Here is an 18,775-nt window from a genome sequence, read left to right on the forward strand (position 1 = left end):
GTTCCTACAGGGAAATTTAAAAAGAATTTTTAACCCTAATAAACACTGGTACATCAACATTTCCGGAGGGAGTCAAGAGGTATTCACTCCTACTAGCATACATTAAAATGAAAGTTAAACTTCCCGATCTTTTATGCTAACAAATGCTTTTTCATATCATAGATGATCTGGCCTCTGAAAGCGAGTGTCGGCAAATTAAACTATATTGTTAGCAGGTCAACAACCTGAAATACAACCATTAGGATCATTCTATTATTGCAGCGCCTTCACATCTTCTACGATTTCGTCGTATTTCACATTCGAAACACCTTCGTATTTCATAACTACGATTCCCTCTTTATTCACGAGATAGAAAGATGTTCCGTGAGTGAATTGGTCAGAGTTCGGGTCAGGTAGCGCTAGTGTTTGAAAGCTATTCTTCGCGAACTCCTGGATCTCATCTCCATCATAACCTGTTAGGAAATGCCAGTTAGATAAATCTGCATCGAACTTTTGAGAAAATGCTTCGAGTTGTTCAGGTGTATCACGTTCTGGATCTACACTAAAGGATACGATTTCAGCATCGATATCTTGCTCTGCTAGTTTATCCTGTATTTTAGACATGTTGGATGTCATAGGAGGACATACCGTATCGCAATTCGTAAAGATGAAGTTCGCAAGCCAAACGTCACCTTCTAAATCCTTAAGACCAAATTCGCTGTTTGTGTGATCCGTATATGTAAACTCTTCAACTTCCCAATCAAGATCATCGGGTACATCTTGTCCGCATGCTGCTAATAGCAAGATACTGATAAGACCGATCATCAATGTTAATTTTCTTTGCATTACTTTCTTCCCTCCAAACGTAATCGTTCTCTTACTACCATATATGATATATAATCGACTTGCCATACGTTTTATTCGTTAATTTTGAGCATTTCTTGAAATAGCAAGATATCTTGCCAAATAAAAAAGCCCCGTCCATCCGTATTGGATGAACGGGACCTTTTTGTCTGTAAGCACGACTGTGTAGTCCACGCTGTGTGAATGCCCATTAAATGTTATTCATCTAAATTGATATTCAATAACCCCTCAGCGAGTTTTCTAGATTCATTTCCATAGGAATCCTTTACTTTCACTTCAACTTTAGCTCCTTTTGCCACAACATTAGATGTAGCAGTCCAATAGCCTTCGTAATGTCCTTCTGACACTTCCATCATTGGAAACTCAGTTACACTTTGAGTCATCATGGTTGGATTTACGAGAGGCATATGAATTGAAAAGGTAGCCTTTATTCCTGGTTTACTATCAAATTCAATTTTCACCGATTCTCCAGCTTGAAGATTTTTAGTTTCATCAGGCTTTAAATTACTAATCTCCAATTCCTCTTGCTGGGTATAGACGGTAATGGATTTCTTCGCCTTATTACCTGCTTTATCTTTTGCTACAACTTTGATTTTATTTTCACCTTGATCTAGTAAGATGCGAAGCGAATACTCTCCCTCTTCTACTTTGGCTTTTGTACCATTTACTTTCACCCAAGCAAGGTTTTCATCGTTGATTTTACCTTTGACTGTCACAGAGCCTTTGTTTGTCTTCCAGCCATCCTCTGGAGAAGTGATCGTTAACTCTGGCTTATTTTGATCCAAAATGACGAGTACGGAATCTGATTCTTCCGTCATTCCATTGTCGGTAGACGCTCGCGCAGTCAACCGATTGTCACCTTCGCTCAATTGAATTTCTTCAGCAAAGTAACCGGCGTTATCTGAAGATGTCGTCGCTTTTTCTTCCCCATTTTTATAAAGATGGACTGTAGTGGAAGGTGCTGTTTCTCCTTCAACGAGAATGCTGTCTTTCTTTGTATAAGCTTTAGCTTTTGGAGAAGTAATCGTAGGTGCTGTTAACTCATAATCCACAACCGCTCGGATCATATAGTTTCCTTCTTCTTCAGGCGTCTTCGACCATGCTCCACTTACATATTGCCAACTACGATCGACATATTCTCCGTCTTCATCTGTTGCAAGTCCCGGAGCATTTGGATTACCATCCGCTTGAATATAAGTCAGGTAAAAATCACCTTCTACAATAACTCCTTGATCAGATAGATCGACCATTGTCCATTCTCCGTTTCGAAGAGCTGTTGCATCAATTGGACCAGCGAGCTTCTTGCCTGGTGCTCCATCTGGACCTGAAGCTTCATGAATTTCAACTTTGAAATCTGTCCCGCCTGGATTTGGCCATTCTGTATTCCAGAACCTGAATAAACCGCCTGTTACAAGTGCGCGTTCTTGCCCTTCCTCAAGTGACATTTTCACGGACCAGCCGTTACCGGCATCATAGAACGCTCGTGCATTCTCTGCCGTGCCATCATCATAACCAATTTCTCCGGCATATCCAATGAACGGAGAAAGTGATGCATCTTGAACAACTGTTTCATTGGCTTCCAGCGTGATGGTGAAGGTTTCACTATAGTAACCAGCAGCAAGAACTTTTAGAGTATATTCCCCTTCATATCCTGTTAGTGAGTAGCGACCTTCCTCATCAGTCTGAACAGGTGTGATCGCTGCATCTTCTACTAATAGGACGGTCGCTCCTTGAATTGGCTCACCCGTCTCACTATTCATTACGGTTCCTTCAACTTCTCCCTCAGGAATGGCTTCTAAAGTAAAATCAGCTTCCGTTATTTCATCATCCGTTATTGTTACTTCCTGAGTTTCTGATTGATAGCCATATGCTTCTGCAATGGCTGTGTAGTCTCCTGCTGCATGAGTCAAGGAATAGCTTCCATCTTCCAAATCAGTTGTTGCAGAACGTCCTGTCTCAAGAATAGACACTTCTGCTTGAAGCGGCAAAGCTTGAGGGGCAGGGACTTGCTTCTGTTGATCAGGAGCTTTCACATCGAAAAGTGGTGTAGGTTTTAGCTTACTAGGAATGACCTTTTCTTTCGCTTTTACGCTAGATTTCTCAACGACAGGCTGGGTAGTGGCTTTCATAGTTTTCTTAGCAGCCACTTCCATCGGCTCAGATGATAGCTTCACATCATCAATATACCAGCCCTGCTTCATAACACTACCATCTGTTTCAACGTGAAAAGCTAAATAAATACGTTGATTTTCATAAGAGGAAAGATCAATCTCTTCACTCATCCATCCATCAGAAGTATTATTGTATTCCCTTAGGGCTTCCCAATTTTCCTGATCGGTTGAAATGAATAAATGACCATAATCATAGTTTCTTTCAAGTTCATACCACTGACTAAATTGAAGGTAGGCTTCGCCTTCTTCAAGATCGATAGGTGGCATCATTAGCGACATATTCGCATTGTTATCATAGGCACCATCAAGATTTGTACCATAAACTTTTTCTCCAGAGAAGGCTTCGGGACCGGCTATTGGCGCTCCCCACTCCCAAGAGTTATTATCCCCCCAGCTCATCCATCCAGCTGGCTCTGATTCAAAATCACTCTCATAGCCAGTTGTGATGCCAGGCATAATGTCCACTTGATAGTCGTCCGTTGTAACAACATGGCCACCATAGTCTTCAATTTTGAACCTGTAACTAACAGAAGGTTCTTCGATTGCCTCCCCAGGAATAGTAGCTTGATAGGTTCCAGAAAGGTAATTCCCATCGACTCTCGTAGCATCTGTTGAACTCCATTCTCCATCAACAGCGTACTCAAGTTCTACGTTTGTTACACTGACGTTATCTGACGCTGTAATAGTCAAAGGAAGATCCATTCCTGCATAAGCCTCTGAAGGTGCTTCATGTTGATATGTTGGCCCTTCTTCATCATTTCCTTCCTTCAAGACTTCTCCTTGTAATGTACCAAGACCACTCATAACAGATGAAACAGCATCAAAGGCATTTACTAACCCATAGCCGTATCCATTATTAGGGGATTCAGGAAATTCATCATCTGTAAGCGGCGTAACGGTACTGAAAAAGATATCTTCTATTTCATCAACGGTTAACGACGAATCAGCTTGAAGAAGTAGAGCTACAATCGCTGATACGTGAGGTCCAGCCATCGATGTACCATTCCATCCTCCTTCATAGTTACTTCCTGGTACTGCTGAGCGTATATTGACTCCTGGAGCTGAAACGTCTGGTTTTATTTCATCATAAGGCGAGGGTCCTTGCAGTGAAAAGCTTCCGAGCGAATCATTAATGTCCGTCGCTCCAGTAGCAAATGACTCAGGATAATTGGCAGGTGTAGCGATGGACTCTGGGCCCCCTGGATTAAATAACGTGGTATTTCCAGCTGAAAATTCAGGGAAAATATCGGCATTTCGCCAATTCTGAACCATTGGACGATACCACTCATCAAGACCTGGTCCTCCTCCCCAAGAGTTATTTACAACGTCTGGCGCTTTCTCTGGGTGCGGGTTTCCTTCAGCATCTTTCGGAGCAAGAATCCACTCTCCAGCCTCAAGAAGATCAATATCTGTTCCTCCTTCTTCGCTAAATGCCTTTACTGCAATCCACTTCGCACCTGGAGCAACACCGATCTGGTTTGAACCATCCGGTTCAACGCCAACCATCGTCCCCATTGTATGTGTTCCATGGCCATTGTCATCGTAAGGAGCTTCTTCACCGCTAACAGCATCAAACCAGTTAAATTCATGATCTGCTCCCTCGGAACCATATCCTCTATACTGTTCCATTAGAGCCGGATGATCCCACTGAACACCGGTATCGATATTAGCAATGACCGTTCCTGCTCCGTCAATTCCCATTTCCCAAACTTCTGGAGCCCCTACTCGTTCAATATTCCATTCAATTGTATTCGTTTCGGCAGTCGTTTTTTGCTTTGTTTTGTTCGCCATTGGCTGAATCTGTCTCATTTCATTAGGGAGGATCTTCTCAACTTCTGGCATGGAAGCAAGATGATCCATTACTTTCTTCGTTGCAGTTACTGCCATCCCGTTCACAATATAGAATGATTTTATGTTTGTTGCATTGCCTTTTTGCTCTTGTTGTTCTAAGTAAGTTGTAACACCCTGCTGAGTTTCAATCGCCGTAGCTCTAAGTGCATTGACTACTGCCGATCGTTGTGTGATTTCTGCTTGGTATGAGGTTAAGTTCTTTTTCTTTGCAGTAGCTTTCGCATTTTTTGCTACTTTCGTGGTGTCTGCCTGTTCAGCAAATTTAATTAAGAACGTTACTTTTTCATTTTTCTCAAAAGCTTTCGTTACTTTCTTGTTGATTCGATCGCTTTCACTTTTCATCGATACGGAAGTTTCGTTTCCAGCATTTGCTTGCATAGCTGGGTGCATGAAGCTCGTGATGAGGAGAATAAAACAAGCAAATAGCATAAAGATTTTACGTCTTTGCTTCTTCAAATTTCTTCCTCCCTTATTTGTTGTAGTAAAGCTTCTTTTCCTCCTTCCTGTGTTCCAACTTCACCTCCCATGCTGTACCAGTAGTTACCAAAATAAAATCTAAAATGACATAATTTTCAGAAAATAAACCAAACAAATCATTGTACTTTCAATATAAAATAATGACTTATTCCCTGCTTATTTCTTCCAAAATTCACAAGAACGTTAACCTTCTGAAATTCAACATTGCACAAGACTATTTACCTATTACCAAAAACCAACACTCACGGTTAAGACTAATTTACTACAATTACTTTCTAAATTTTTTAACTGTGACTAAAAGGAGTATTTATCACAACAATAAACAACAACCTTTTTTCCATTTATTTAAAGTTCTATTAAATACGCTATTTTTCGCTAGTAAACAGGTCGTCAACCCCTAATCGCTTTACACAAAAATTCGACAAGTCTCTCAAAAGCCTCCTCAGAAAGTTTTAGTAAATTCGAACGGCTGGAACCAAACTAGCAAAAAAAGTGGTACGTGAACATTGATGCTGTTCACGTACCACTTTTCTTCTTGAGAAAATTTATTTTGTCTAATCAGATCATCATTTTTCTTTTTGAACATTCCTAACGATCCTTGTCGCAAGTTTTCGTGGCATAAATCGAACGGATTTTGCCATCAAGCGATTTTGTCGACCAGGTATGATTACACTTCTATTATCCATGAACCCTTTATAGCCTATTGTAGCAACAGACTTTGCATCCATCGTACCCATATCAAAAAGCTTTGATTTACCTAGGTCCGCTCGGTCTGCAAAATCTGTTTTTGTAGGACCTGGACATAGCGTCGACACCGTTACCCCAGACTCTTTTAACTCATTTTCTATCGCTTCAGAAAATGAAAGAACATAAGCTTTGGAAGCATAGTAAACCGCCATTAGTGGACCTGGTTGAAATGCAGCAGTTGAAGCAACGTTTAAGATTCTTCCTTGTCCTCTATCTTTCATTCCGCGTAAAAATAGCTTCGTTAAATGTGTGAGAGAATTGATGTTCAAGTATAACATGTCCATCTCTTGCTGAAGATCGTTCTCTATAAATCGCCCAAACATGCCAACACCAGCATTATTAACGAGAATGTCAATTTGCTTCCCGATTTTTTGTACTTCAGCATAAATTTCATCTGGTGCCCCGGGCTTCGAAAGATCGCTTACGATGACGTCAACCTGAATACCATGCTTCCTTAATTCTTCTGCGTTTTCCTCTAATTTCTTTTTATTTCGTGCGACTAGAATAAGGTCGATGTTATCTTTCGCCATTAGTTTTGCTAACTCATACCCTAAGCCGCCAGATGCTCCAGTTATCAGTGCAGTTTCCACGTATACTACCTCCATTACTTCTATTAGTTTAAACTTTTAAACATTAAATGTGTTAAAAAGTAGAAGATTAAAAGCATGCATCCTCTACTTTCGCTAACAAGTGTTTTAATGTTGTTACGCTATCTTCTAACTGTAGTGAATAAAAACGTGTCGTACCTTGTTTAGAAGCAGCTACAAGTCCTACTTCACGCAGGATTTTCAAATGGTGAGAGATCGCTGGCCTTGATAAGGTTGATTTCTCCGTGATTTCATTCACGCTCAATCTGTCATGTTCACTTAAGAGCATGATAATATCTTGCCTATAGGGATCACCGAGTGCTTGAAAGATAGGTGTACTTTTGCGAAAAAGGTCAATTACTTCATGATGGTCCTGTTCGTTATTCATAGAAACCCACATCCGTTCAAAAGTTTAAACATATAATCTAATACGATAATAAGGAAAAAAGAGCTGGTTGTCAACCTCTCTTCTCCTTCGTAAACCTACCGATCGTCTAAAGAAGATTCAGCCATCAGACAACGTTCGTCTTGGTAATCAACTTGGATTGTTAAATGTTCTAGATGAAGCTCTTCAACGAACTCTTGAATTTGTTCTTTAATGTGGATGATTTCTGCTTTGTTTAGAGACTCTTCCACAACGATATGAGTACTTAGAACATGCTGTTCGCCATCAAGAGACCATAGATGCGTATGGTGGGTCGAAATAATGCCTGGTAGAGCTACAATTTTACTTTTTATCTCTTTAAGATCGACACCTTCAGGTACAGCTTCTAAAAAGATCATAAGTGTTTTCTTGAGGTTCTTAATGACATTCACCAACACATAGAGCGTAATCATAATCGAAAGAATTGGGTCGAGAATCGGGATGTTTTTAAACATGAGAACGATACTCACGATCAATACAGCTACCCAACCTAATACGTCTTCAAGTAGGTGCCAAGTTACCACTTTTTCATTCATGGATTTTCCACTACGAAGTTTAAAAACAGCTGCTCCATTTACTAGAACGCCTAAAATAGCTAAAACCATCATTCCACTCGCTTGAACAGGCTCTGGATCTAAGAGACGAGGGACTGCCTGTGTCAAAATAAAAAGGGAGCCTCCAATTAAAATGATACTGTTGATTAAAGCTCCTAGTAACGAAAACCTTCTATAGCCAAAGCTAAACGTGGCGTTACTTCCTTTACGGTTTGATTTCTTTTGGAGGTACCACGATATTCCTAATGATAATGAATCTCCTAAGTCATGCAGAGCATCAGATAGGATTGCCATACTATTCGTTAAGAGACCACCTATAATTTCTATGATAGTAAAACTGAAGTTTAGGAAAAATGCCGTTTTAATGTTTTTTACTGAGCTGTGATCATGGTGTCCCATCTTATCCCTCTCTTCGCTCGAATTCGCCATTATTATGTATTCCTTACTTCATGATGTTTATAACAAAAAAAGACCTTTCTCCTCGGAAAAGTCTTTTATACATTACCAAATGCCCAGACCCAGTAGGCGACTCCCCATACTGCGCTGATAATAAGTAATATAATTAGCAGTCTTATATTTTTACTCCTCATGCTCAGGCATCTCCTTTTGATTCTCTTCCTTTCTTTCTTTTCGTTTTAGCATATAAAGAAAGAAACCAAACAGTCCGAAGACAACAAAAAAGATAACCGTCGACATGACGACTAAGATTGATCCTATGTCCCCCATCTCGTCCACCTTCCTATGAAAACACTGTTAATTCCTTAGCCACTATAAGATAGATAGATCGATAATGCACCGATCACAACCATCGTAATAAAAGGCAGAATAAAAGCTAAGAAAATAACAGCAGATTCAGTTTTATGCTGCTTAATTTTTGCTAACATGCTTATTCCCCTCTCGTTCGTTCTATCCACATTATAACTTTGCTTGCATACATTCAAAACCTAATTTTATGAACGTTTCCAAACTTTTTTCGCTCCTACTAATCATGACAAGCATGATTGATCGCCTGACTCAAGAGCGCCATCACGTGAGTATCATCCGGAGAATAATAAATGCTCGTCCCTGCTCGTCGAAATTTAACCAGTCTTAAATTTTTCAAGAAACGCAATTGGTGTGAAACGGTAGATTGAGACAATTGAAGCCCTTCCGCTATTTCACTAACAGAGCATTCATGATCTGCTAGAAGATTTAAGATGCGTATTCTTGTAGGATCACCTAGTGCTTTAAACGTTTGCGACACGATGAATAACGTTTCTTCATCAAGATCCACGTTCTCAAGGATAGCGTCTCTTTCTTGATTATCCATACTGTTTCCTCCATTTTATATGAATGTACGTTCATATATGGTCCTGATGCCATTCTATGTGAAGGTTTGCTCTACTGTCAACTAGAGGGCGGAATGTCACGGTTCCTTCACACATTCCTATTAGGTCTTGTTGTATTTCAATTGATTCCTTCTTACAATAATGGTAGAGGTTAATGAGATTTTGTATAGATGTGGTATGATGGGTATGTTGATTTGCTATGACTGGCTTATGAAATATAGATGGAGGTGTTCCTGATGTGGGAACAATTATCAAGCACGTTTTCCTTTAGTGCGTTGTGGAGCCCTGGGCTAATGGTCGCTGCCATTTTCGTAGGAGTACTCTACTTACTTCTAACGGGACCATGGAAAAATTCTTTTAAAGATTCAGCTCCTTTTCCGTTGTATAAAAAGCTGTTCTTTCTTTTAGGCGTATTTATTCTCTATATTGGATTCGGTGGACCTTTATCACTTATGGGGCATTTACTCTTAAGTATCCACATGACCGAAATGGCACTCGTTTATTTAATCGCACCGCCATTGATGATCATTGGTACGCCAGCGTGGATGCTAAGACCGCTTCTCAATATCAAGGTCATCCATAAAATTGTGAAGTTCTTTACGTTTCCAATCATTTCATTGCTCTTGTTTAACGGGCTGTTTTCCTTTTATCATATCCCGGAAATTTTTGACTACTTAATGGTTAACTATACAGCTCAGGATATTTACAAGGTCGCGCTGATTCTATCTGCTTTTGCAATGTGGTGGCCACTCGTATGTCCTGTTCCAGAATATGATACCTTATCTGGAGTGAAAAAGCTTGGATATATCTTCGCAGATGGTGTTCTATTAACACCTGCGTGTGCATTGATTATCTTCGCTTCAACTCCTTTGTATGCTACTTATACGGATCCAACTGTATGGGCGACGGCAATGGGTTACTGTGTTCCTGGGGGCACTACTGTACCTCCTGAACTTTTTGCTCAATTTAAACCACTCGGTATCTTAGAAGACCAGCAATTGGGTGGAATTATCATGAAGATTATTCAAGAAATCTCATATGGTTCTGCACTAGGCTACATCTTCTTCCAATGGGCACGAAGAGAAAAAGAAAAAGATGCAGAAGAACTACAATCTGCTGATTTTCGAATGAGTGAAATTTAACTAAAACAGGCAGTGAGGAAAAATTCTCACTGCCTGTTTTTTAATTCGGTAACCTGTAATCTTTTTAATAGGAATGCCCGACACACAAGACCTATTCCAACACCTATCACAATTCCGCTTATCGCAGTGAATGTAGGTGGAATCGGTATAACATTCGAGTAAATGACTCCGATTGTTGAAAAATATGCCCCTGAAACAAACGGAACACTTACGTAGGTTGGTATACGCATGTTAAGTCGCTGAAATGCCATCACATAGCTTTCAAAAATCGCAAACAAATAGATACAAGGATAAAACATCGCCCATTGATAGTTCGTTACATCGACTGCAAGGCTTGACTTGCCTTGAAAGCTATACAGAATGTTCAAGTTAAGGTTCGAGTTTACATTGATTAAAAATTCGAGAAGGATGAAAAATCCTCCGCGAATATAAGCACCATTTAATATTTGTCCAAACCCCGGAAACGCGATACTCCATAGTAAAACCTCAATAGGATAAAACTTCCTTTTCATCTAATCACCAGTTTCTCCACATCTTTGTCACCTCCCTATTTTTTCCAAATAGCTGGAATTCATTCTTTATTCATGGAATTATTTTCAGAAGTAGCTTGTGAAGCTTTGCTACATACTACAACTATCCATAAAAATAAGGAGGCTGTATTTATGCTGACAACCAATCAACTTCGTTCATTCAAACAAATCATCAAAAACCGATTAGCAGAAATTGCAGAACAAGAAAGAACTGAACAAGACGATTTTGGTCTATCGCAAGCCTTTGTTCAAGAATCCACCGGTGAACTTTCAAATTATGATAACCATCCTGGTGATACTGGAACAGAATTATTCGAACGGGAAAAGGATTTGTCATTAGATGAACATTTAAAACAAGAAAAAGCAGAACTAAACCTTGCCTTACAAAGAATTAACCAAGGTAAGTATGGTGTTTGTCAGGAATGTGGAAAAGAAATTGCTACTGAACGGCTACTCGCCATGCCAACAGCAACAACTTGCGTCGACCACTCACCTTCTGCTCAAACTTCCCACAATAGACCTGCAGAAGAGTCTGCACATCCGTTTGGGAAATATGATAACGATAACCGTGATGCGAATTTCTTCGACTCTGAAGATTCCTGGCAACGGGCTGCTAGTTATGGAACATCAGAAACCCCGTCAGATTTCATCGATCCAAAAAAAGACTACGACAATATGTATGTCGAAGCAGACGAACCATATGGGTATGTTGAAGAGATCGAGACGTTTCTTACATCTGATATAGATGGGAAACCAACTGGTGTTATGCCGAATGAATCTCATGAACGATACGAAGAGACGATCGATGAATATGAACAAAATATGTTTGATGGAACAGTTGAGGATACAGATTACACGGGATATTAAAAAAACGCAGATCCACTTAATGGGTCTGCGTTTTCTTGATAAAGCCTGAACCATGTTGTTACATTTCTTGCGGCGCATGAATTCCGAGTAATCGAAGACCTTCTGTTAACACGATTGAAACAGATGCCACTAAGTCCAGTCTACCTTGTTTCATGCTTTCTTCATCAAGTATTCTTACATGGCTATAATATTTATTGAAAGAACGAGAGAGATCGATCACGTATTTAGCAACGATCGATGGGTCAAAATCACGTGCTGCTCTTTGAACCGTTTCAGGAAAAGCATTGAGTAACATCACGATTGGCCACGCCTTCTCATCATCTACTCCAGAGACATCTCCCTTGGTGTATTGTCCCTTTCTTAAGATCGAGCATGCCCTTGCATTCGTATATTGTACGTACGGACCTGTCTCTCCTTCAACTCTCAACATGCTTTCTAGAGAAAAATCGATATCGTTTCGACGGTCATTTTTCAAATCGTGGAATAATACAGCTCCTACACCAACTTGTTTAGCAATAACATCTTTATTTAGTAGAGATGGATTTTTCGTTTCGATATTACCTTTCGCTAGCTGAATAGCCTCTTCAAGCACTTCTTCTAGGAGAACAACTTTTCCTTTACGCGTAGACATTTTTTTGCCATCCTTCAACATCATACCGAATGAGATATGATGCATGCTTTCTGCGAAATCAAAGTCTAGCTTCTTCAATACCTCTATCAGTTGTTTAAAGTGCAAGCTTTGTTCATTTCCTACTACGTATAAAGATTGACTGAATCCATATGTTTCATAGCGGTATAACGCTGCTGCTAAATCACGCGTAGCATATAACGTTGCTCCATCTTTTTTCTTAATCAAACATGGAGGAAGGTTGTCGTCATCCATTTCTACAACTAGCGCTCCTTCTGACTCTTTGAGCAACTCTTTGTCAGATAGAAGCTGAACAACGCGGTCCATCTTATCGTTATAAAATGCTTCCCCGTTCGTTGAGTCGAAGGAAATATCCATCAATTCATAGATACGATTAAACTCTTTTAGTGATTCTTCTCTAAACCACTCCCATAACTTAACGGCCTGCTCATCTCCATCTTCTAAGCGCTTAAACCATCTTCTTCCTTCATCTTCAAGAGTGGCGTCTTTCTCAGCTTCTTCGTGAAACTTAATGTATAGAGCGAGAAGTTCTTTAATCGTATTCTGACGAACCTTTTCTTCGTCACCCCACTTCAAGTAAGCTGCGATCAGCTTACCGAACTGAGTTCCCCAATCTCCCAGGTGATTGATTCGGATCGGATCATATCCTATTTTCTCAAGTAATAGAGCGAGGGAATTTCCAATAACTGTTGAGCGTAAGTGCCCCATTGAAAAGGGCTTCGCTATATTAGGAGAAGACATGTCGATTGGAACTTTTCCATTATTGCCATGATTACTCTTTCCGAACTCACTTCCACTTTCTAACACATCACGAATGATTTCTGATGAAGCCTGTCTTTTTTTCAAATACATATTAAGATAGGCCCCTACAGCCTCACATCTTTCAAACGAAGGATGTTCTAGTTTTTGCGCTAACTCTGATGCGATCTGTTGTGGAGAACGTCTCATGATTTTAGCGAGATCAAAGCATGGAAATGCAAAATCCCCATAGCTTTCTTGACTTGGTTTTTCGATTCGGTTGATAATGGTCTCGTACTCTACCTTATTTTCAATCACATGATAAAGCTCATTTGCAAATACGTCTTTAAAGTTCAATTTAAAATCCTCCTTCATATACAAAAAAACCCCGCCTCTAATCATTGATTAGAGACGGAGTAATCCGCGGTACCACTCTTATTGCCTGGTTACGACCAGTGCCAACTTTATTCCATAACGGGGAAACCGACCATTCCTACTAATCATTCAGAACAGTATCTTGAAAGTCCGGTTCATGCTTGCCTAGGCTCCAGGCTCACACCATCCCCGGATCGCTTTTCCCTTCACAAACACTACTCTCTTTCGCATAGACATTGTTATATTACTAATCAGTATAGCTAAATCACACAAAAAATCAAACCATTTTTTGCTCGTTAGCCTGAGTGCTGTTCCTGAGGTTGCTCTTGACGTTCTCCATCGGCTAAACCTTCTTCATAAGCTTCCCGATAAATAGAGGTCATGTACATGTAAATAAGCTGTCTTACTTTAGGTTCAACGTTGACGACTTCTAAATGTTTCATGCATCGATCTACAGCGAGCTTTTCCTTTTGAGTGTTTCTTATCGTCATCGTAAGAACCACCTTCCGATTTAGTAACTTTATTATACATTACTTAAACAATAAGAGTACATACATTCGACAAAACCTATCAAAACATCAATGAAAATGATCCAAAAGGACAGCAAACCCGAACGTTCATCTGAGTCTTTTTGCATATATCTCGTTTGTTCAACTTATTTTCACCATACAACTATTGAACAATTGGTATACAAAAAAGTAGAACGAGAATGTTACTCTCGTTCTACTTTTTCCATCTCTTCAATAACAGGTTCCTTTGAACCATGCCATGCATAAGCAACGTTGTAAAGTTCACCTTCGACTACTAAATTCCAAGTCATCTCATCTTCTACAACAAGCTTTTTGGCATCACCTTCACCCTCAGGCTGTACAAAGACATAGTACTCGTGGTGATGACTTTCCTTACTAACGATTTCGCCTCGTTCAATGTGCTCTTCATGAACATACGTATACTTCCCCAACAAAAGAGCTCCCACGATTACGATTAAACTTCCTATTATGAGATTCGTTACTTTTTTTCGCTCCATAATTCCTCCATTAGTAAAAACGACATACGCTTATCATTAAGTTACCACAAAATCGTGTGCGATAACAAAATAGAACTTGTATGTTTAACTCATTTTCTACCAGGGTATCGATTTACTATAAGCCGATATTTACTACAAGGAGGAATAGCATCATGGCTAAGAACTCTCAATATCAACCAATTCACGAAAAAGGTTTTCAATTAAGTGATGCACAGGAAGTTGCATATGCAAAGGAATTTAAAAAGGCGGACATCGCAGGTGGCGTTCGAAAGCCTAAAGTAAAACGAGCGAAAAGTGAAAATCCAGATTTATTAAAATAAGAACAACAAATGAGTCATGCAGCTGCATGACTCATTTTTTATTGACGTTTATCGCTCTTCTTTTATGATCGCATCATACCCTTTCTCTCTTAATTCAGTACAAAGTGTTAGTGCTCGTTTCTTCTCTTGAAATGCACCAGCTTGCACGACATAGATCGACTGCGTCCTTTTAACAACGGCAAGCGCAACAGACTCTGCAAGTTTCAGGCGAAGCGTACGTAGTTTCGCTATGTCCTCAATTGAATCTAGAAAGCCATATTCCACAATAAGCGTTTCAACTGATCCAGTGAGGCGATGCATGAAGTAATAATCACGATCGTCTTTTCCTTTTCGTGAAAATACTCGCCTGAGAGGCATTCCCGCTGACGTAAGAGCATGTCCAGCTGCTTTTGCAAGCTTACCATCTGAATAAATGGAATGGATCACTTCAGCGCCTTTCCCCCCACCAGCATTGAAATGATTGCTAATACAAATTGACCCACCACACCGTTTGACGAGATTCGTTCGCTCTATAGGCGTCAACCCTTTATCGGAGGTTCTAGTCAGCACCGTTTGAATGCCAAGATTATTTAAGAACGATTGCTGATGCAACGACACTTCTAACGTCCAATCCTTTTCCCTTATCCCTCCTGCACATGCACCTGGATCCGTACCTCCATGACCCGCATCAATGATGATCATTATCTTTCACTCCCCATTAATATAATAACTTCCTACTATATATCGAAAAGAAAAAGGAAAAAGGGGCACCTAAATGAAATTAATTACAAATACCTGCAACTTTATGTAGGGGCTACCGTCTTAATAAGAAAAAGGATTGTTAAAGGGCTGATAACATGAGAAAGATCGACCTTAACTTAATAAAGAAAAGTGATATTACCTCCTATACCACTGTCCAGAAAACGCAGTTAATCGAACAGTTGATGTCACAATTTGGCGAGTCGATCCTGCGACTTTCTTATACATATGTGAAGGATTGGGGCAAAGCTGAGGACATTGTACAGGAAGTGTTTTTAACATGCTTCTTAAAAATTGATACATATCGTGGAGAAGCTTCTCTAAAAAATTGGCTATACCGCATTGCGGTGAATCGTTGCCATGATTACGTTCGTAGCTGGTCCTTTAAACATATCGTTCCGAGCACAATGTTGAAGTTAATAAAATCTCATGATTCTTCTCCTGAATTACTAATTGTACAAAACGAAGAAGCGTTGAAGTTGCGCAACGAAATTCTGAAACTCCCTATTAAATACCGTGAATCGTTTATTCTTTTTTATCATGAAGATTTATCGATTAAAGAAATTAGTGACCTCCTGGATACAAAAGAAGCAACGATTAAATCTCGTCTACATCGGGCCCGACGCCTGCTTGAAACAAGACTGGGTGGAGAAAGTGAGTGAACGACTAGATGGAAACAAAAGATATGAGAAAAAAAGTAAAAAACGTTATGTTTCAGAAACAACATTTTACTGAAGCAAAGAAAGAAAAAATGCTTGAAAATATACTCATCGAACATTACTCAAGACGGCCAAGAAAGAAAAGTATGATCCTCGAATGGGTAGGGATAGTGGCCTGCCTGCTCTTACTCATTACGACTACGATTCAATTAACAGGAACCGACATGTGGTTCCCTGAAAACAATAGTGCAGAGGAAAACATCGATTCGCCGTATATAAGTGCTGCTTATATGAAGCGGTCAACAGAAATAGCAAAACGAGACACGGATATTATGGATGTTACTTATTTCGCAAAGGGGAGCACGCTTCACCTTGAATTGATGGTACCTGACTCTATGACGGAAGAAAAAATGAAAGAAGCAGCTAACAGCTATCTTACGTTACTCTCACACCTTTATATTGAGGAATATAATGGCCTTGGTGATCTCTGGAAATACTACTCTGTTGATATCATTATTACGGCAGAGAACGAATACATCATACAGAATTATTTAGGTGGAGAGAATAGTGCGATTTTATTAAAAGGTACAAAAGGAAGAGACGACGATCGGATTAACTGGATTCAACCAAAAGAATAAAGACGCCAAAAAGCACAACCTCCATGGTTGTGCTTTTGTCTATCTGTTCACTGCTCTTTGATCTTCGTATTCACTTTCTTCATGGTTGATGAAATAAAATGACCCAGCTGACACGTTCTTTTCTTCTGTTGTTGTATGAACTTCTTTTCTCCGATTACGCCTCTTCCCTACTTGACCGTTTTGAGTTTGCTTATAGCCTTCGAGGGTGATGTTAACTGAAAGAATCACAACGACAAAGAAAAGAATCGGGATTAGAGGAATCCACGTATTGTACGGAAGAAATTCATATGTTGATCCGATTAGCCCCGACCACTCTGAAGACACCGAACGATATTCGTCCCCGAGCTGTGGATCAGGGTTAAAGATTGTACCACCTAAGAAAAGCTTTAATAATCCGAGATGTAACAACAGGATAAAGACATTGATCAGCTGCTGCAGAAAGATGATCATCATTCTTGGCCACAAATGTGGAAAGATGTGTTTGAACAAGATTCTTACTTTAGAACCACCAAGAATTCTCGCACCTTCGATATAGCTCTTTTGCCACAATGAATGTGTTTCATTTGAAATAAGTACGGTCGTAGTAGGAACAGCGACCGCTGTTAAGATAATGACTTCAAAGATCAATCTTTCCCAGAAATTATATTGAAATGTACCTTCCATTCCATTCTCCATCAGTACGCCCCTTAAGATAAAATAGCTCAATAGAGAAATAGGAATGTACTGCATCGCATCTACGAGACCTGAAGTAACGCGAGACGTTTTTTTTGAATAGGTACCAGAAATCACTCCAGCTACAAACGATAACGACATCCTCATACATGCGATAAGAAGCGCGATTCCAATTGTATATTTTGCACCAATAATAATCTGTTGAAAAAGATGGTATCCTAATTTATCTGTTCCAAACGGCTCAACCTGTGAAGGTGTTAGTGGAGCTTTGTCGATCAAATTTCCTTCTTCATTATAAAGCATGAATGTTTGTGGAATGTGATCATCATACGCGATTGTATAAAATACGCTCCCTCCAAATAATAGGACAAGAACAAGTATCCCAGTAAGAAACATCGGATTTTTCATTAACACGAGCTATTCCCCCCATTCATCGTTACAATGCCTCCGCTTTGGAAACCCGTTCTGCAAGAAGTTGGTAGAGTCCTAGAATAATAAAGATCGGAACAAAAAGAAGCAACGCGCCAACTGTAAAGAGTTCAGGTGTAGGGTTAATATACATAAAGCGGATGATACCGTTTAAGTTGAAAACAAATTCCATAATGAATAAATTTGAAAGCGCAAACCAGATGATTGACCTCGAATGAAAATAAATCGGTAACAACGCGTTTCGAAACATATGAACAAACACGAGAGCAGTTCCAGCAACACCCTTTGTTTTCGCCAATTCCACATAAGGCTTTTCAGCTTCTTCTTCAAATACATGAAGCATGATGCGATAGAATAACAGCGCTGGAAGGATCGACAACACCAGTATTGGCATCGCATAGATTCGTTCAAACGCAGCGATATCAACGAGTAGAATACTAGTCTTCTTATAGAACCAAATGACACCGATCTGTACGCATGCAAGAATAAAAACGTCTGGTAACGACTCGAATAAAAACGATCCTCTTTTAATCATCTGTTTGAATTTTATTGGAAGCATCATGGTGAGGTATGTAGCTCCTAACGCACTAATGAAAGCTAAGATCAGTGCTGAAAATAGCAAAATCAATGAATAGTTTAAGTATGTAAAGAGTTCAGGAAACAATGGATATTGGTTATCACCAACTCGAAAGGTGAGCTCGTTATAAGCCATCAGCTTTTGTATGGTCGCAACTAACCGGTCTCCATAACCTCCTAGATCAAGTTTCATTCCATTGAACAAACCTGGTAATGCACCAAGTAGTAATACGCCAATAAAAGATGCTATGAACTTCACCCCAAAACGATAGACCCCTCTAATCATAGTTATCCCCTTTCTGTTTCTACCCTTCTACACTTGTAGACGTAAATAATTCCCAAAGGTTGCATGTGGCGTGACAAAATTTCAATTTGACTCGGTGATGAATTTTTAAAAAGATGAATAGGTTGTTAGAAGGAGCATTAAGAGGGG

The 18,775-nt window shown here is 39.7% G+C and carries 20 protein-coding genes and 1 other annotated feature; of the genes, 5 read left to right on the forward strand and 15 right to left on the reverse strand.

Going from position 1 to position 18,775, the window contains the following annotated elements:
* Positions 1-252: 252 nt before the first annotated feature.
* From ACXAHI_RS17005 to ACXAHI_RS17040, 8 genes are all read right to left on the reverse strand, one after another.
* Complete coding sequence (locus ACXAHI_RS17005; RefSeq protein WP_474849932.1) at positions 253-825, reverse strand: SCO family protein; 573 nt, start codon at positions 823-825, stop codon at positions 253-255.
* A 215-nt stretch (positions 826-1,040) separates the two neighbouring features.
* Entirely contained in the window at positions 1,041-5,321 is a 4,281-nt protein-coding gene (locus tag ACXAHI_RS17010) for a S8 family serine peptidase (protein ID WP_474849934.1), read from the reverse strand.
* Positions 5,322-5,908: 587 nt separating this feature from the next.
* Positions 5,909-6,694, reverse strand: coding sequence for an SDR family NAD(P)-dependent oxidoreductase (locus ACXAHI_RS17015; RefSeq protein ID WP_474849936.1), 786 nt, complete (start codon positions 6,692-6,694; stop codon positions 5,909-5,911).
* A 52-nt stretch (positions 6,695-6,746) separates the two neighbouring features.
* Positions 6,747-7,064, reverse strand: a complete 318-nt coding sequence (locus ACXAHI_RS17020) for an ArsR/SmtB family transcription factor (protein WP_474849938.1) — start codon at positions 7,062-7,064, stop codon at positions 6,747-6,749.
* Positions 7,065-7,159: 95 nt separating this feature from the next.
* Entirely contained in the window at positions 7,160-8,083 is a 924-nt protein-coding gene (locus ACXAHI_RS17025) for a cation diffusion facilitator family transporter (protein ID WP_474849940.1), read from the reverse strand.
* A gap of 150 nt (positions 8,084-8,233) precedes the next feature.
* Positions 8,234-8,380, reverse strand: coding sequence for a hypothetical protein (locus ACXAHI_RS17030; RefSeq protein ID WP_474849942.1), 147 nt, complete (start codon positions 8,378-8,380; stop codon positions 8,234-8,236).
* 35 nt (positions 8,381-8,415) lie between these two features.
* Positions 8,416-8,538 carry a hypothetical protein gene (locus ACXAHI_RS17035; RefSeq protein WP_270182542.1) on the reverse strand — a complete coding sequence of 41 codons (123 nt, stop codon included), beginning with the start codon at positions 8,536-8,538 and terminating at the stop codon, positions 8,416-8,418.
* Between the two features lie 98 nt (positions 8,539-8,636).
* Complete coding sequence (locus ACXAHI_RS17040; RefSeq protein ID WP_270182541.1) at positions 8,637-8,963, reverse strand: ArsR/SmtB family transcription factor; 327 nt, start codon at positions 8,961-8,963, stop codon at positions 8,637-8,639.
* 255 nt (positions 8,964-9,218) lie between these two features.
* Between ACXAHI_RS17040 and ctaG the strand changes: the two genes are divergently transcribed.
* Entirely contained in the window at positions 9,219-10,124 is a 906-nt protein-coding gene (gene ctaG / locus ACXAHI_RS17045; protein ID WP_474849944.1) for a cytochrome c oxidase assembly factor CtaG, read from the forward strand.
* A gap of 26 nt (positions 10,125-10,150) precedes the next feature.
* Here ctaG and ACXAHI_RS17050 read toward each other — a convergent pair whose 3' ends face one another.
* Positions 10,151-10,636, reverse strand: a complete 486-nt coding sequence (locus ACXAHI_RS17050; RefSeq protein WP_474849946.1) for a hypothetical protein — start codon at positions 10,634-10,636, stop codon at positions 10,151-10,153.
* A gap of 150 nt (positions 10,637-10,786) precedes the next feature.
* Here ACXAHI_RS17050 and ACXAHI_RS17055 point away from each other — a divergent pair, with 150 nt between their 5' ends.
* On the forward strand, positions 10,787-11,521 hold the full coding sequence (locus tag ACXAHI_RS17055; protein WP_474849948.1) for a TraR/DksA C4-type zinc finger protein: 735 nt from the start codon (positions 10,787-10,789) through the stop codon (positions 11,519-11,521).
* Between the two features lie 58 nt (positions 11,522-11,579).
* Here ACXAHI_RS17055 and argS read toward each other — a convergent pair whose 3' ends face one another.
* From argS to ACXAHI_RS17070, 3 genes are all read right to left on the reverse strand, one after another.
* The gene (gene argS / locus ACXAHI_RS17060; RefSeq protein WP_474849950.1) at positions 11,580-13,265 is read right to left on the reverse strand and encodes an arginine--tRNA ligase; all 1,686 of its coding nucleotides are present in this window, start codon (positions 13,263-13,265) and stop codon (positions 11,580-11,582) included.
* Between the two features lie 47 nt (positions 13,266-13,312).
* Positions 13,313-13,523: a binding site (T-box leader), on the reverse strand.
* Positions 13,524-13,579: 56 nt separating this feature from the next.
* Positions 13,580-13,774 carry a hypothetical protein gene (locus tag ACXAHI_RS17065; RefSeq protein ID WP_474849952.1) on the reverse strand — a complete coding sequence of 65 codons (195 nt, stop codon included), beginning with the start codon at positions 13,772-13,774 and terminating at the stop codon, positions 13,580-13,582.
* A gap of 221 nt (positions 13,775-13,995) precedes the next feature.
* The gene (locus ACXAHI_RS17070; protein WP_474849954.1) at positions 13,996-14,310 is read right to left on the reverse strand and encodes a hypothetical protein; all 315 of its coding nucleotides are present in this window, start codon (positions 14,308-14,310) and stop codon (positions 13,996-13,998) included.
* 152 nt (positions 14,311-14,462) lie between these two features.
* On the opposite strand from ACXAHI_RS17070, the gene ACXAHI_RS17075 reads away from it, so the two are divergent.
* Positions 14,463-14,630, forward strand: coding sequence for a YfhE family protein (locus ACXAHI_RS17075; protein WP_474849956.1), 168 nt, complete (start codon positions 14,463-14,465; stop codon positions 14,628-14,630).
* A 48-nt stretch (positions 14,631-14,678) separates the two neighbouring features.
* Here the strand turns inward: ACXAHI_RS17075 and ACXAHI_RS17080 are convergent, their stop codons facing one another.
* Positions 14,679-15,311 (reverse strand): N-acetylmuramoyl-L-alanine amidase, encoded by a 633-nt coding sequence (locus ACXAHI_RS17080; RefSeq protein ID WP_474849958.1) that lies wholly within the window; start codon positions 15,309-15,311, stop codon positions 14,679-14,681.
* A gap of 155 nt (positions 15,312-15,466) precedes the next feature.
* Here ACXAHI_RS17080 and ACXAHI_RS17085 point away from each other — a divergent pair, with 155 nt between their 5' ends.
* Both ACXAHI_RS17085 and ACXAHI_RS17090 read left to right on the forward strand, forming a co-directional pair.
* The gene (locus tag ACXAHI_RS17085; RefSeq protein WP_474849960.1) at positions 15,467-16,030 is read left to right on the forward strand and encodes a sigma-70 family RNA polymerase sigma factor; all 564 of its coding nucleotides are present in this window, start codon (positions 15,467-15,469) and stop codon (positions 16,028-16,030) included.
* 23 nt (positions 16,031-16,053) lie between these two features.
* A complete protein-coding gene (locus ACXAHI_RS17090) occupies positions 16,054-16,665 on the forward strand; it encodes a hypothetical protein (protein ID WP_474849962.1) in 612 nt (203 codons plus the stop codon).
* A gap of 39 nt (positions 16,666-16,704) precedes the next feature.
* On the opposite strand, the gene ACXAHI_RS17095 is transcribed toward ACXAHI_RS17090, so the two are convergent.
* Both ACXAHI_RS17095 and ACXAHI_RS17100 read right to left on the reverse strand, forming a co-directional pair.
* Complete coding sequence (locus ACXAHI_RS17095; RefSeq protein WP_474850207.1) at positions 16,705-17,745, reverse strand: ABC transporter permease; 1,041 nt, start codon at positions 17,743-17,745, stop codon at positions 16,705-16,707.
* Positions 17,746-17,773: 28 nt separating this feature from the next.
* Entirely contained in the window at positions 17,774-18,628 is an 855-nt protein-coding gene (locus ACXAHI_RS17100; protein WP_474849964.1) for an ABC transporter permease subunit, read from the reverse strand.
* Between the last annotated feature and the right edge of the window lie 147 nt (positions 18,629-18,775).

The sequence above is a fragment of the Anaerobacillus sp. ABD4_527 genome, assembly GCF_056160805.1.

Coding starts and splice junctions, on each gene's coding strand:
- ACXAHI_RS17005 (WP_474849932.1), bottom strand. CDS start 825: ATGCAAAGAAAATTAACATTGATGATCGGTCTTATCAGTATCTTGCTA.
- ACXAHI_RS17015 (WP_474849936.1), bottom strand. CDS start 6,694: ATGGAGGTAGTATACGTGGAAACTGCACTGATAACTGGAGCATCTGGC.
- ACXAHI_RS17020 (WP_474849938.1), bottom strand. CDS start 7,064: ATGAATAACGAACAGGACCATCATGAAGTAATTGACCTTTTTCGCAAA.
- ACXAHI_RS17025 (WP_474849940.1), bottom strand. CDS start 8,083: ATGGCGAATTCGAGCGAAGAGAGGGATAAGATGGGACACCATGATCAC.
- ACXAHI_RS17030 (WP_474849942.1), bottom strand. CDS start 8,380: ATGGGGGACATAGGATCAATCTTAGTCGTCATGTCGACGGTTATCTTT.
- ACXAHI_RS17035 (WP_270182542.1), bottom strand. CDS start 8,538: ATGTTAGCAAAAATTAAGCAGCATAAAACTGAATCTGCTGTTATTTTC.
- ACXAHI_RS17040 (WP_270182541.1), bottom strand. CDS start 8,963: ATGGATAATCAAGAAAGAGACGCTATCCTTGAGAACGTGGATCTTGAT.
- ctaG (WP_474849944.1), top strand. CDS start 9,219: ATGTGGGAACAATTATCAAGCACGTTTTCCTTTAGTGCGTTGTGGAGC.
- ACXAHI_RS17050 (WP_474849946.1), bottom strand. CDS start 10,636: ATGAAAAGGAAGTTTTATCCTATTGAGGTTTTACTATGGAGTATCGCG.
- ACXAHI_RS17055 (WP_474849948.1), top strand. CDS start 10,787: ATGCTGACAACCAATCAACTTCGTTCATTCAAACAAATCATCAAAAAC.
- ACXAHI_RS17065 (WP_474849952.1), bottom strand. CDS start 13,774: ATGACGATAAGAAACACTCAAAAGGAAAAGCTCGCTGTAGATCGATGC.
- ACXAHI_RS17070 (WP_474849954.1), bottom strand. CDS start 14,310: ATGGAGCGAAAAAAAGTAACGAATCTCATAATAGGAAGTTTAATCGTA.
- ACXAHI_RS17075 (WP_474849956.1), top strand. CDS start 14,463: ATGGCTAAGAACTCTCAATATCAACCAATTCACGAAAAAGGTTTTCAA.
- ACXAHI_RS17080 (WP_474849958.1), bottom strand. CDS start 15,311: ATGATCATCATTGATGCGGGTCATGGAGGTACGGATCCAGGTGCATGT.
- ACXAHI_RS17085 (WP_474849960.1), top strand. CDS start 15,467: ATGAGAAAGATCGACCTTAACTTAATAAAGAAAAGTGATATTACCTCC.
- ACXAHI_RS17090 (WP_474849962.1), top strand. CDS start 16,054: ATGAGAAAAAAAGTAAAAAACGTTATGTTTCAGAAACAACATTTTACT.
- ACXAHI_RS17095 (WP_474850207.1), bottom strand. CDS start 17,745: ATGAAAAATCCGATGTTTCTTACTGGGATACTTGTTCTTGTCCTATTA.
- ACXAHI_RS17100 (WP_474849964.1), bottom strand. CDS start 18,628: ATGATTAGAGGGGTCTATCGTTTTGGGGTGAAGTTCATAGCATCTTTT.